This is a genomic window from Roseibium sp. SCP15 (assembly GCF_040329435.1).
In the GTDB taxonomy this organism is placed as follows: domain Bacteria; phylum Pseudomonadota; class Alphaproteobacteria; order Rhizobiales; family Stappiaceae; genus Roseibium.
In genome coordinates this window covers 364836-377761 of sequence record NZ_JBDZYI010000003.1, presented here as the reverse complement: position 1 = coordinate 377761, position 12926 = coordinate 364836, and the positions used below count along the sequence as shown (strand labels likewise).

12 protein-coding genes are annotated in these 12926 nt (G+C 56.4%); 3 read left to right on the top strand and 9 right to left on the bottom strand.

The features are described 5' to 3' along the window. Positions 1-76 precede the first annotated feature (76 nt). Positions 77-667, bottom strand: a complete 591-nt coding sequence (locus ABLO27_RS15610; protein WP_353033862.1) for a TetR/AcrR family transcriptional regulator — start codon at positions 665-667, stop codon at positions 77-79. Positions 668-789: 122 nt separating this feature from the next. Here ABLO27_RS15610 and ABLO27_RS15605 point away from each other — a divergent pair, with 122 nt between their 5' ends. Then, complete coding sequence (locus tag ABLO27_RS15605; protein ID WP_353033861.1) at positions 790-1218, top strand: VOC family protein; 429 nt, start codon at positions 790-792, stop codon at positions 1216-1218. Positions 1219-1527: 309 nt separating this feature from the next. Here ABLO27_RS15605 and ABLO27_RS15600 read toward each other — a convergent pair whose 3' ends face one another. Then, positions 1528-2409: a LysR substrate-binding domain-containing protein gene (locus ABLO27_RS15600; RefSeq protein WP_353033860.1), complete on the bottom strand. Its 882-nt coding sequence runs from the start codon at positions 2407-2409 to the stop codon at positions 1528-1530. Between the two features lie 108 nt (positions 2410-2517). Here ABLO27_RS15600 and ABLO27_RS15595 point away from each other — a divergent pair, with 108 nt between their 5' ends. Continuing rightward, a complete protein-coding gene (locus tag ABLO27_RS15595; protein ID WP_353033859.1) occupies positions 2518-3267 on the top strand; it encodes an SDR family oxidoreductase in 750 nt (249 codons plus the stop codon). Positions 3268-3390: 123 nt separating this feature from the next. Here the strand turns inward: ABLO27_RS15595 and ABLO27_RS15590 are convergent, their stop codons facing one another. From ABLO27_RS15590 to ABLO27_RS15560, 7 genes are all read right to left on the bottom strand, one after another. Further along, the gene (locus ABLO27_RS15590; RefSeq protein ID WP_353033858.1) at positions 3391-4659 is read right to left on the bottom strand and encodes an MFS transporter; all 1269 of its coding nucleotides are present in this window, start codon (positions 4657-4659) and stop codon (positions 3391-3393) included. A gap of 90 nt (positions 4660-4749) precedes the next feature. Beyond that, on the bottom strand, positions 4750-5241 hold the full coding sequence (locus tag ABLO27_RS15585; RefSeq protein WP_353033857.1) for a hypothetical protein: 492 nt from the start codon (positions 5239-5241) through the stop codon (positions 4750-4752). Between the two features lie 183 nt (positions 5242-5424). After that, positions 5425-6876 (bottom strand): hypothetical protein, encoded by a 1452-nt coding sequence (locus tag ABLO27_RS15580; protein WP_353033856.1) that lies wholly within the window; start codon positions 6874-6876, stop codon positions 5425-5427. Positions 6877-6913: 37 nt separating this feature from the next. Next, entirely contained in the window at positions 6914-7840 is a 927-nt protein-coding gene (locus ABLO27_RS15575) for a DUF6384 family protein (RefSeq protein ID WP_353033855.1), read from the bottom strand. Between the two features lie 63 nt (positions 7841-7903). Next, positions 7904-9109, bottom strand: a complete 1206-nt coding sequence (locus tag ABLO27_RS15570) for a cell surface protein (protein WP_353033854.1) — start codon at positions 9107-9109, stop codon at positions 7904-7906. Between the two features lie 370 nt (positions 9110-9479). Then, a complete protein-coding gene (locus ABLO27_RS15565) occupies positions 9480-10385 on the bottom strand; it encodes a pseudouridine-5'-phosphate glycosidase (RefSeq protein ID WP_353035044.1) in 906 nt (301 codons plus the stop codon). 136 nt (positions 10386-10521) lie between these two features. After that, a complete protein-coding gene (locus ABLO27_RS15560) occupies positions 10522-11445 on the bottom strand; it encodes a carbohydrate kinase family protein (protein WP_353033853.1) in 924 nt (307 codons plus the stop codon). A 318-nt stretch (positions 11446-11763) separates the two neighbouring features. On the opposite strand from ABLO27_RS15560, the gene recA reads away from it, so the two are divergent. Next, positions 11764-12831 (top strand): recombinase RecA, encoded by a 1068-nt coding sequence (recA, locus tag ABLO27_RS15555; RefSeq protein ID WP_353033852.1) that lies wholly within the window; start codon positions 11764-11766, stop codon positions 12829-12831. The last annotated feature ends 95 nt before the right edge of the window (positions 12832-12926 follow it).

Sequence of the window (12926 nt, the reverse complement as noted above, 5' to 3'; positions counted from 1 at the left end):
TTTGTTTACAGTCGGTTCGACGGGGTAATTGGTATCGCCAATTACCGGATTATCTGAAACGTCGTTGCAACAGCCCTTAACCCAGGACGCCAGCCAGAAGTTTTCTGGTTGCAGCCTCGTAACTGCTGCGGTCCTCGCCGCTGGCAATTGCCAGCGCCGCCCGGTCAAACGCGGAAGACAGCAGGGCAGCCAGAGGCTCCAGGGGAATGTCTTTCAAGGCACCATGCCGGGCAGCATGCTGCAGCCCTTCCAGCAATGTGGCACCACCTGTTTCCCGATCAATCTGAGCCATTTCGTCCAGTCCGAGAACAGCAGGACCTTCCAGAAGCAGAATCTTCGCCCGGCCGGGAGCGGACATGGCTGAAAAGTATGCCTTTGCACCTGCCATGAAAGCATCGAGGGGCGTCTGGTCCGTGCTGGTCTGCGCATTGATTTCGGTGGCGATTGCATTGGCTTCCTGGTGCACCAACGCACGCATCAGATCGGCCTTGTCGCTGAAATGATGATACAGCGCACCGCGCGTGACATCGGCGGCCTTGACGATTTCGGGCGTTGCGGTTTCCGCATAGCCCTTTTCGACGATGAGAGCCCTGGCAGCTTCAAGCAGCGCGCGTTTTGTCTCTGCGCGTCTTTCAGCTTGCGTTCTTCGGGATTTTACCTCTTGCATACATGCAGCCTGTATGTTAGTTAAAAAATACATACAGACTGTATGTCGTTTTTGTAGGCTTGAAAAGCCCTGACAACACGGAGTTTCACTTCCAACCAAAACCGGTCATCAGGAGAAATCTCATGAAATGCACGCAGTATTACCCCGTTCTCATGACGGACAAGGTGTCTGAGACAGCTCGTTTCTACACGGAAAATTTCAAGTTCCAGGCAGTGTTTGAGGCCGACTGGTATATTCACCTTCAGTCTGAAGAGGACGAGAAAGTGAACCTGGCGATCCTGGACAAATCCCACGAAACGATCCCTGCGGAGGGGCGCGGCAACGGGGCAGGGGGAATGCTGCTCAATTTTGAGGTGGAGGACGTTGACGCGCTGTACCACCAAGCACAGGAGAACGGCCTGCCAATCCTGCTTGCTCTAAAGGACGAACCTTTCGGACAGAGACACTTCATAACGAAGGATCCCAATGGGGTTCTGATCGACATCATCAAGCCAATCCCACCGAGCCCGGAGTTTCTAGAGCAGTTTTCGCCCGAGGCTTTACCGGCATAAGGAGACCAGGCCAGGAGCCTGAAACCTCTTAGCCATCGGCGCGTTGCCACGAGCTCACAAATGGTAGGAGTTTGGCGGCACGTTTCTCATAACGTGTCGCCATGCATCAACAGTGTTTGATGCGGTTGAAGAACCTTTCGACCAGACTTCGACTACAGTAGAGGCAGGATTTGTGCTCAACCGCCGCGTGAACTCACGAACGTTTCTGTCTCTACTCCACTTCAAAATGCCTGAAGGCGGATGATGGCGCCGAGCCCACATGATGAGATGCTGCAATGGGCAGGCAGATCCGAGAAGCGTCCTTTTCGGTTATAGCTGCGAACAGGTTTCGGTAAGCCATGAGCGGAGAACACTAATGGGTGGGGATTGTTGATCGCCTTCCCGGCAAACAAAATGCAGGGATCTCTCTTGCTCAATGCAAATATCACTCAGGCACACCAGACGCCCCGCTTCGATATCATCTGCGACGAGTATGTTGCGTACCAGGATTGCACCCTGTCCATCGATGGCAGCTGCAATCAGTACGGCGGAGTCGGGGAAGGCTGAACTTCTTGATTGAACATCCGGCTCGAGCAGCCCGGCGGCTTTCGCCCATGTGTCCCAGTGCGGATGGAACTGGTCGTGCAGCAGAGGAAGCTTTGTTATGGATGCAGGCGCCATAAGCCCTTCTGGCACCAGGGAGGGGGCAGCAACCACAAGCAAGCGTTCACTCACCAGCCGCTCGGAGAATAACTCACTTTCTTTATTGCTGCCGTACCGCAACGCGACATCAACATCACTGTCCGCAAAGTCTATGAGTTGATCGTCCGTGTCCAGGTATACAGAGATACCCGGATGTCTTTCGCGGAAATCCTGGAGCTTCGGTACCAGCCATTTGATCGCCAACGAGGACGACAGCGATATTTTGATGGAACGTCGCTTGCGGGGTCGTTTGGTTGCCCCGATCCCTTGCTCCAATACTGCAAATGCTTGCTGTGTCGCCAGGTGCAGGCGCGCGCCCGCATCCGTGAGCTCGACACCGCCGGGCAGCCGTCGCAGCAGAGAGACATCCAGATATTGTTCCAGTTGCTTGATCTGTCGGCTGACTGCACCGTGCGTCACGCCGAGATCCTCAGCGGCCTTGCTCAGGTTCGACCGCGTCGCTGCCGCGTCGAACGCTTGCAAAGCTCGAAGATGTCTAACATTTGTCATAGCTGTGAGATAACCTCACATCGAGGTACCGTAAAGTCGTTACAAACCAAACGCAAGTTTCCTTATCTTCGCTGCGAGAGAGCAATTTTTTCACAGCGAGGCAATCACATGTCTGATTTGAAAGTCGCCCTGATGACTGGAACCGGACAGGGTATCGGCAAAGGTTGCGCGATCGAGATGGCGAAGGCGGGTTACAAAGTTTCGCTGATGTCGCCTTCTATGCGCTCCAAGGAACTGGCCGAGGAGTTGGGCGGAATTGGTTGCCAGGGCTCGGTTCTCGATAATGCTGACTTGCAGGCAATGGTCGACACGACGATGGAGAAATACGGACGTATCGATGCCGTCGTCAGCAATATGGGCCATGGTGGCGGAGTACCGGAGGCCATCAAGTCGGTCGGCTTTGATCCCGACTTCGAGGGGCCGCTGCTGGAATTGCCCGATACCCTCTGGCACGAAAGTCTCGACATGTATGTGCTCAATGTTGTCAAACTGGCGCGGATCGTAACTCCGATCATGATCGAACAAGGCACCGGTTCGTTCGTGAACATCTCGTCCATGAACACGGTCGAGCCACGCGCCCCATATCCAATGAGCATGTTGAGGGGAGCTTTGCACAGTTTTTCAAAGCTGTTCGGAGACCGATATGCACGCCACAACATCAATATGAACAATCTGATGCCAGGCTTCTGCGAGAACGTGAACCTTTCCGAATTCGCCAGACGGTCCATTCCGGCTCAGCGTCCGGCAACTTTCGCCGAGATCGGCAAGGCATGCGTTTTCCTTGCCTCAGAAGAGGCGCGCTACATCAACGGTCAGAGCATCCTGTCGGACGGCGGTATGAACCGCGCCGTGCGTTAGCCGTCGGTGGCCGAGTTCCGTACTTAACGGCGTGCGGTGTCGTTGTCCCGTCATATGAACGGTCAAAAGGTCCGTGCAGCTGAAGGGGGGAAGGGCCTTTGCAGGCTCACCCCCTTCAATGCTCTAGGCCGGCGCCTCGCCCGGTTCCCTTTTGATCTCAGGATCAAGCGCTTGAACTTCCGGGCTGCGCCATAGCGTGAAGATGAACAGCATGGAGACACAGAAGCTGGCGACCCCAATGCTGAAGGGCATGTAGATGCTGACGGACATCAGCGGCCCACCGATAAGCGAAATCGAGCCCGACCCCACTGTAAACCAGGCAATGGTCACCCCCATGACCCACCCCTGGCGGCTTTCATCGACGCTTGCGGAAAACAAGGCCAGGAGAGTCGGGTAGCCAAGGCCGAAGGCGAGCAGGATCGGAACGATCAGCACATAGCTGAGATCCGGTATTGGATTGATCATGAAGAGGATGATGAAGACCGACATGACAATCGCGCTTGCGACGATTGTCGGGATCTTGCGATAGCGCTTGCTGACATAGGGCACCAGGACGGTGCCGCCCAGCATCAGCGCCAGGCCGAGAATGACCAGCATCATGCTGTTCTGAAACGTTGTGAACTTGAACCGCTCGATCAGGTAGTCGGCAAGATAGATGTAATAGGCGTTGAGGCCCATCAGGAAAAAGAAGTAGCCGAAGGAAAGCTTCTGGACGACCGGGAAGTCCTTGATGCGGTAGAGTGTCAGAAAGACCTCTGACAGGCCGAAATCAATGGGCTTGCGTTCCAGCCGGACGTCGTAAAAGGACGTCATGATGAGAATGAGTGTCAGGCCCACCAGAACGATCGCTGTATAGAATGGAAGTTCGACAGACGCGTAGGATCCCAGGAAGGTGGGGTCGCTCAAAACGCCCGCGAGCAGTGGACCAATCATCATGCCGATTGCCGATGCGCCCACGATGTAGCCGAGATTTGCGCTCTTTTCCTGCTCGCTCCCGCTGGCATCGATCAGGGCGGCCTGCGCGATGGGTTGGTTGCCTGCGGTAAATCCGGAGACGGCGCGTCCGAGCACCAGCATCCAGAGACTGGAAAATTCGATGGCGAGAATGGTCAGTCCATAACCGATAATCGCACCGCCGAGACAGATTACAATTCCGACCTTGCGGCCGATATGGTCGGAAAGCTTTGATATGTAGGCGGCACCGAAGAACCAGAAGAGGTAAAAGACCGCACTCACCAATCCGTAATAGAACTCTCGGGTTGAGGAATGCGTCTCCTTCGGCAGGAATGTCGAGGTGGGATCAATGAGCAAGGTATTGATGATCGGAAAGATCAACCCTTGCCCCATAAGATCGACAATGACGACCAGCAACAATGCAATTCGGGCCAGCATGAACTTCCCCTTTGCGCGCGCAATCAATTGGCGAAACGAAGGATTGTCGCAGATCGGCCGTTTGGCGTCTAGGTTGTGCGCGGGCAGGCCTTAGGAGGCGACCGCTGGGCAGGAGCTGTTCTGCTCAGCCCGGGATTTCAGACCCTGCAGGCTTTGCATCGTGTTCGGGTTGCCTGGAAGCACGAAGCTCTGCTCCAGCGCCGTACGCACATTGTTGATGACGGCGAGGTCCTGAACGGCCAGGGTCTGACAAGGCGTGCCGGTGAAACGGACGCGTATGCGAATGACCCTTTGACCGTTGTCGGAAGGGCCGAATTCTGCGTCAAGCGCGGGGTTTTCGCCGCTCATCGGGCGTTCCAGAACAACCATGTTGGGCTGGTCCTGCAAGATCACCGTTCCACGTTCCTGTGCGCTTGAGACCAATGCGGCACGCACCGTCATCGGGTCCGCCGCGATGTTGACGCTCTGTGCGCCCGCCGGGACATTCAGTTGCGGCTGGTTGGGCAGCGAAGTCGTCTGCGAGCCGGACTGACAGGCAGCAAGTGTAAGAGCGCATAAGCTGGTCAAAACGATACGTCGCATCGGAAGTCCCGAGTTTGAAATGGTCATATTATGAATCGGTCTAAAACAGGTTCCTGTGTAGTACAACAAAACTGCTCGTGACCGCCATGCCTTAAGCCGCACAAGTGCCAGAATACTGACACATCATGTCCTAACGAAGCCTTGTGGCGTCACATTGGCAGGCAGTACAGAGCCAGGCAGACCTTAAAACTGATCGCCTGTTTTGAAGCCGCCGCCACCGAAACTGCCACCGCTCTTGAACCCGCCGCCGCCAAAGCCATCCTTGCCGCGACCGGACCCTCCGAAACCGCCAAAGCCGCCCATCGACTTGGGCAGGCCGGTACCATTGGGAAAGGCGACCTTGCGGCCACGCGGCTTGCGTCGCTTGTGGGCTCTTTCCGCGCGAGCCCAATAGTCCGCCCCCGTGATCGCCCCCTTGATCAGCTCGCCGAGCAGCACCGTGGTGAGCTTGTCGTCGGAAAAGGTCGAGTCCCAGCTGCCATAGCCTTTCGAGCGGAAACGCTTGATGACATCGGCAAGTTCTGCGCGGCGTCGACTGATGTCGCGCTGGAGTTCGCGATCCTGCCGGATCTCCCTGGCGACCTGTTCAACCCGGTCTCTGAAATCCTCGATCCTTTGAATGATCTTTTCATCTTCGGGCGAGGGGGTGTCCAGTGCTGCCCGCCAAAGATCATTCAGGTCGTCCGCCTGCAGCGATACGGACAGGTGTTCCTCGGCCTTTTGAAAATCCGCATCCTCACCGCTGGAGAACTCGGTCAGGGCACCGGACAATGTCTCTATTCGCCGATCCAGACCGTCCAGCTTGGCATCAATCTGATCGATTTCCTCGCTCAAGGTTTCGATCGTGCCGACAAGGTCGGTGCCAGCGGCATCCGTCATGGCATTGCGGCTGAATTCGGCGAGTTTTGCCTGCTCTTGCCGGGCCAGTTCTTCACATCGCTCTGCATGTTTTGCCATCCGCTCCGGTATTCCGGTGAGCATGGCATAGTTCGCCCGTGCGTCCTGAAACCTGATCAGACGGGCAACCCAGGTGTCGAGTGAGCGGACGAGACCGCGGAAACCATAGTCCGGTGTTCCGAAACCGCGTTGCCAGAGGTACAGGAACAGGGGATCTGCTTCGTAGGCCTTCCCCTTTTGTTGCCTGTCCTCTTCTGAGGTCCGGGCCTTGCTGGCAGCAGCCTCAGCCGTTGCCAGAGCTGTTTCGGCCGCCTCACGCTGAGCAAGGTAGGAGCTGTCATTTTCCAACCGGCCGTCCACGGCTTCCATCAGTTCATCCATCTGGTTTTCAGCGGCGTCGCGGGCCGTATCCAGATCCAGGCGCTTTTTCTGCAGCTGATTTCGCTCGCTTTCGCATTCCCGAAGCTGGTCGGTCAGAACCTTGTAGTCGTCGCTGCGCTTGTCCAGCAGACGCCGTGCCTCCCTGGCCGCGCTGTCCAGACGGGTGTTCAATGTGCCGGCAGCGTCGGTATCAAGCCGAAACCGCGCAAGATCGCGATAGGCTTCGCTCTGCCGTTCCTGCAGGTCGGTCAGGGACCGGGTCGCGCGTTCTATGCGTTTGCCCAGGTCCGCTTCCTCGCGGCGCAGGTCCGCGAGCGACTGCTCGATGGTTCCAAGGGTCTGGCGGCCTGTCAGCATGCGCTAGCCTCCGATGGAAAGGACGGGTGCATCATTCCTACCATTTCGTGATTGCTCCATCCTGAACACCGCTGCGCCACTTGATATCCAATTCTCCCCGGCGCTTTTGCCCGAGAGTGCCTTTCTGCACGATGCCATCTTCCATCTTGTCCCGGCGAACCGCGTTGTAGATGTTTTCGCTCACACGCTGGCCCCACTTGTCGACGACTTCGGCGGTGCTGTTCTCCTCAGATACGATGCTGCGCCTCAAAACGTTTCCATCCGGGTCGATCGCCTCGACAACAATATAATAATTCTCGGTATCAGCGTTGGCTTCGGGAATTCTGGTGATCCCTGTTGGCACGCCCTCGCGGGAGATGATCTTCACCTCGAAGACTTCCTGAAGTCCTGAAGCAAGTTCACGCAGGTCTGCTTCTGCCTTGAAGGCGGCATCATTGTTGCTGTCTTTGAGGGCAAGATTGCCATCATCGGCAAGGCTTTGCGCCTTCACCTCGATATCCTCAATTTCGGTCAGGTCGCCGATCCGGTCCACCAGCTCGGTGTAGGTTGCCGGCAAGGCCTGCAAGCGGGCGAGCAGCTGTTCTTCCGCCTGTTGCCTGGGGAGAGAGACCAGAAAATACCAGGCCGCTACGGCGATCACCAATACGGCTACCGCTCCTGCGAGCCATTTCGACCATGTGCTGCGCGAAATGTAGACCATCGCCAGCGTGCGCTGGAAACCGGCAGACGGCGGGGAATAGACAAACCGGTCGCGTTTGAGATCCTCAACGCCCGCTTTCAGAATGTGGTCTGGCACCTCGATGCCCTGGGCGGCATAGACCTCACGCAGACGCTTGACCATCGCGGCGTCGCGCTCGTCTGCCTTCAGTTCCCGTGCAACCTGGCCTTCTTCGTGCCGCAGCGTGTCGACCACGTCCATGGCCATCATGAGGTCGTCCAGGGGGGCGTCGGATTTGCTTGCCATCTATGCCGTCTTCTTGAATTGGACGGGCCGGGTCATTCAGCCGGCCCGATAGTCCTTAGCCGATTAAAGCCCCTGGCCTTGTGCAGTCAACTTTGCGAGCCGGCGCTTTCCGTCTTCCACGGCGTTGCGTATCTCTTCGGAATTCTTGGTCGACATATCCCGCATTTCGGTGATGATCTCACGGGACTGGACCTGGAAATTCACGACAGAATCAACAAGCTTTTTAACTGATGCTGCGGCGACAGTCGGGCCGTAGCCAGCCTTGAGAGCTTCTTTCTGGACGGCATCGCCAATTTCAGCCAGCGTTTCCAGGCTCTTGTTGATGCCTTCCTTCATGGCGTTCAGCGTTTCGGTGGACTCGTGCAAGCCCTGCAAACCGGTGAAGGACGCGTTCAAGGCTGTCAGAACGGACTCGTTGGTGGAAAAGAAGCTGACGGACTGGGCGTAAACCCTTTCCTTGGCGTTTGTAGTCTGAACCAGACGCGCCATGATGACTTCAGAAGTGTTGTAACCGACAGTCAGGTTGTCGGAGAGATCCTTGGCAATCTGATAGCGTTTCTCCTCGTCCTGCATCGCCCGCAGCTTTTCATCGCGCGCGAGCTCAAGGCGAGCTTTCTGGGCAGGGTCGTCACCGGAATAGGTTTCCACCTCGTTTGAAGCGGTTTCGAGTGCCTTCTTGGCTCCGGACAGTTTTTCCGTCGCGATATTCAGGATTTCGAGAGCTGTTACTTCAGCCTGTTTCAGGGCGCCGCGGAAGTCCCGGTATGCCTCCAATATGGTCTGTTCGCGCTCGATCTGATCCTTGGTGGCACGGGCAACGTCCTTGTAGGTGTCCCGAATGTCCTTGAAACGGTCGGAAATCGTGCCACGGCGCATGTCGCGCCACTTGTTGGCAAGGTTTTCGGTGAAGGAAATCTTCCCGTCGGCCAGCTGGTCAACCAGCGTCTTGGCATCGTCGCGAATGGAGTTGAACGCGTCGGTTATTTCCTCATACCGCTGGCCAATGTCCATCTGCTGGACCTGGGAACGGACAACCTCGTTGAAATTCGAAGCCTGTCCAAGTGTGCGCGTGATGATCAGAACCTTGTCGGGAGACAGATCCGAAATCTGCTCCAGCAGAGCGTTGATTGGGGCATCGGTTTCCGTTTCCGGTGTAATGCCGATGTCGCGGAGCGTCGTCAGGGCGCGATCAAGATATTGAAGCGGTGAGAAGCCGCCCGCCGGTTTCGATGCGTTTTCCTGCGTTTCAGGTGCTGCCGCGTCTGTCATATCTGACTTCCTCCTGAATTTCTGGCAGCAATCGACTTGAGAACCGCTGCCTGGACTTGCTTGCATTGTTTCGTCAGTTAGGGCAGGCGTACGCCGCGATGTCAATGGGTTAGCGCACCTTCGCGACAACGCCTGAAACGAGAGTTGGAGCGTGTGCTGCCGCTGTACAAGCCATAAGCGCAGATTGCGACAGATATGTATCGCCGGAAGGAGTTGACAGCGGTGGTGCGGAAAGCTGGGCGCCGAGGTCTTTCGGGGCGAGATGCCGAATGGAGAAGTCCGGATGCAGAGCTGTCGAGCGTTACGTAATAGATGGATCGGAAGACACAAGCCGGAGCAAACCTGTCCGGCTTGTGTTTGTCAGAATTGATCAGACGAGCTCGGCAGCGATCCTGGCGGCCAGTCGTGCATTGTTGCGCACAAGAGCAATGTTCGTGTTGAGGCTACGTCCTTCGGTCAGATCAAGAATAGCTCCCAGGACGAACGGAGTGACTTCCTTGCCCTTGATGCCTTCGGCGTCCGCTTTGCGAATGGCTGCGTCGATATAGCCGGTCATTTCGTCACGTGGGATCTGATCGGCTTCCGGAACCGGATTGGCGATCAGAACGCCGCCGTGACCGGGGAAATTCCGCCGCATCTTCAAAAGAGATCCAATTTCCTCTGCCGAATTCAGAGAGTAGGGAGCCGCCAGGCCACTTTCACGGGACCAGAATGCAGGCAGTTCCTGTGTTCCGAAGGCGATAACCGGTACGCCTTTCGTCTCGAGAACTTCCAGTGTCTTCGGAATGTCGAGAAGTGCCTTCGCACCAGCCGAAACAACGCAAACCGGCGTACGGCCGAGTTCGTCGAGATCGGCAGAAACATCGAACGTTTCTTCTGCGCCCTTGTGAACGCCGCCGATACCGCCCGTCGCGAACACCTGAATTCCGGCAAGGTCTGCAGCCATCATGGTGGCCGCAACCGTGGTTGCGCCATAGCTTCCGGTTGCAAGAGCGAAGGTCAGGTCTGCGCGGGAGCACTTCATCACATCTTCCGCCCGGGCAAGCCGGTCAAGGTCGGCATCTGAAAGGCCCACCATGATCTTGCCGTCCATCAGCGCAATCGTTGCAGGAACAGCACCTTCGGCACGAATGTCGGCCTCAACCTGCCGAGCGGTTTCGACATTGCGTGGAAAAGGCATGCCATGCGTGATGATGGTGGATTCAAGCGCAACGACGGGTTTGCCTTCAGCGAGCGCCTGGCGGACTTCGTCGTTGTAAACGATCAGGTCCTTCATCGCGGAAGTGTTGGCAGATGTGTTCACGTGTGAGCCTTTCTCTTGAGGCTGTCCTGTAGCTGAATGCCCGGACTGGATTTCGCGTTGTTATAGGTGTCCGGGACGGACGCGCCAAGGTGCATATTTGTCCATTAGGTCAAAAATTTTCGATGGCATCCCAGGACAAACCTTGTGCCAGGGCACCGGTGTTCTGCAGCGTCATGGCCGCAGCGGACAATCCGTAAGGGACTGCTTCTTTCAGGGCTTTTCCATTTGCGAGTGCGGCAATCGTACCGGCGGTCAACGCATCTCCGGCTCCCGTTACATCGACAACGTCAACAGGAGGCGGGGAAAAACGGGTGAGGGAACCACTCTCCAAAAGAAGCACATCACTGCTTCCGCTCGTTAGCACCAGGTTCTTCAAACCCATGTTGTGCAAGGCGTCGACGAGCCTTTCGGCGGTCGATTCCTCTGCCAGTCCCGTTAGCGCTATGGCTTCACCTCGGTTGAGCATGAGACAATCCAGCTTGCCCAGCACGGCTTTCAGTCGGGGGGCCTTGGCGTTTGAAACAGCATTAGCAATAAGCCTGCCTTTGCCGATCGTTTCAATGATCCGATGAAGCATGGCCTCGGGCAGATTTGCATCCAGAAACCAGATCGTTCCGTGAGGCAGGCTGGACTTCAATTCCGCAATAATCCTGTCGAACAGGCCAGGAGGTGCTTCGGAAAGAATTTTGTCGTCGACGCAGGCTGCGGCCAATTCGCCGTCGGGATCGTGCAATGCCAGGTACTGTCCGGTTGAAAAACCCTTCCTGACCTGATGCGACAGCTTGATCCCTTCAGCCGTCAACTGAGAGAGCAGAGTATGGGCCGGGCCATCCTCACCAAGAGCGCCAACCAGGCCGGTCTCTATTCCCAGCTTGACGAGCGCGCGGGCAATGTTGGTTGCGACACCGCCGGGTTTGGAACTGTGACGGGCAGGTGTGGACGTCTCGGGACGAATCGGCAAGGACGCATGCGCAATCGTATCGAAGTGAAGCGCTCCAATGGAAATAACGCGGCTTTCGACAGAGGCAGACACTTTTCAAATACTTTCCCGTAGTCAGGCCGGAAACCGGCACTGAAGAATTGTGAAGAGGCGGGCTAGCAGATCGTGAAGCTCGCGGCAACCGGTGTGGCTGAAAGCTGAATGATTCTGTCTGTACGTAGAATCACGAGTTGTTCTCCTTTTTCGCTGACGTAGCGGCAACTTGTCGCGCCCCAAGCGGAACATATTGGAAACAAAAGCGCATTTTCATTTTAATACCAATCGGTTTTGCCGACTTGTCAAATGAGAACAAAATGTGTACAAACGCTTTCATTGAAACAACGCGTCCGTCGTGGAATAAGGAGCGTGAGCATGTCACAAAGTACACTTCGACTCGTAGAAAGCAGCCAGATGGATAAGACAAAAGCGCTGGACGCGGCGCTCAGCCAGATTGAACGCGCCTTCGGTAAAGGCTCCATCATGAAGATGGGACAAGGCCAGGCCGTTGAGGTGCAAGCCGTTTCCACCGGATCGCTCGGTCTGGATATTGCGCTTGGAATTGGCGGCCTGCCAAAAGGCCGGATCGTTGAAATCTACGGTCCTGAATCTTCGGGTAAGACCACGCTCGCACTTCATACTGTTGCCGAAGCGCAAAAGAGTGGGGGCATCTGCGCCTTTGTCGATGCTGAGCACGCCCTCGATCCGATTTATGCACGCAAGCTGGGTGTCGATATCGACAACTTGCTGATTTCCCAGCCAGACGCCGGTGAACAGGCGCTCGAGATCGCTGATACGCTGGTCCGGTCCGGGGCGATCGACGTGCTCGTTATCGACTCGGTCGCCGCTCTGACGCCGAAAGCCGAACTTGAAGGCGAGATGGGCGACAGCCTGCCGGGAATGCAGGCTCGTCTGATGAGTCAGGCGCTGCGCAAACTGACGGCCTCCATTTCCAAGTCGAACTGCATGGTGATCTTCATCAACCAGATCCGCATGAAGATCGGTGTGATGTTCGGCTCTCCTGAAACCACGACAGGTGGTAACGCGTTGAAGTTCTACGCATCCGTTCGCCTCGATATCCGCCGTATCGGTGCGATCAAGGACAAGGACGAAGTGGTTGGCAACCAGACCCGCGTCAAGGTGGTCAAGAACAAGCTCGCGCCTCCTTTCCGTCAGGTTGAGTTTGATATTGTCTATGGTGAAGGCGTCTCCAAGACCGGTGAACTGATCGACCTTGGCGTCAAGGGCAACATTGTTGAAAAATCCGGTGCCTGGTTCTCCTATAACAGCCAGCGCCTCGGTCAGGGGCGTGAGAACTCCAAGCAGTTCCTGAAGGACAATCCGGAAATCGCCGATGAGATCGAATTGGCGATCCGTCAGAATGCCGGTCTGATTGCAGAAGCAATTATCGATCCGGAAGGCGGGGCAGAGGACGCGGACTAAGCGTCGCGAACCTTACCGCCTCCAACAAGCTCCGGACGCATGTCCGGCCTTCCAAGGCCTTCCCCTGATTTGCAGGGGAAGGCTTTTCTTTTTGG

Coding starts and splice junctions, on each gene's coding strand:
- ABLO27_RS15575 (WP_353033855.1), bottom strand. CDS start 7,840: ATGGCAAGCAAATCCGACGCCCCCCTGGACGACCTCATGATGGCCATG.
- ABLO27_RS15595 (WP_353033859.1), top strand. CDS start 2,518: ATGTCTGATTTGAAAGTCGCCCTGATGACTGGAACCGGACAGGGTATC.
- ABLO27_RS15605 (WP_353033861.1), top strand. CDS start 790: ATGAAATGCACGCAGTATTACCCCGTTCTCATGACGGACAAGGTGTCT.
- ABLO27_RS15590 (WP_353033858.1), bottom strand. CDS start 4,659: ATGCTGGCCCGAATTGCATTGTTGCTGGTCGTCATTGTCGATCTTATG.
- ABLO27_RS15565 (WP_353035044.1), bottom strand. CDS start 10,385: ATGAAGGACCTGATCGTTTACAACGACGAAGTCCGCCAGGCGCTCGCT.
- recA (WP_353033852.1), top strand. CDS start 11,764: ATGTCACAAAGTACACTTCGACTCGTAGAAAGCAGCCAGATGGATAAG.
- ABLO27_RS15610 (WP_353033862.1), bottom strand. CDS start 667: ATGCAAGAGGTAAAATCCCGAAGAACGCAAGCTGAAAGACGCGCAGAG.
- ABLO27_RS15580 (WP_353033856.1), bottom strand. CDS start 6,876: ATGCTGACAGGCCGCCAGACCCTTGGAACCATCGAGCAGTCGCTCGCG.
- ABLO27_RS15585 (WP_353033857.1), bottom strand. CDS start 5,241: ATGCGACGTATCGTTTTGACCAGCTTATGCGCTCTTACACTTGCTGCC.
- ABLO27_RS15600 (WP_353033860.1), bottom strand. CDS start 2,409: ATGACAAATGTTAGACATCTTCGAGCTTTGCAAGCGTTCGACGCGGCA.
- ABLO27_RS15570 (WP_353033854.1), bottom strand. CDS start 9,109: ATGACAGACGCGGCAGCACCTGAAACGCAGGAAAACGCATCGAAACCG.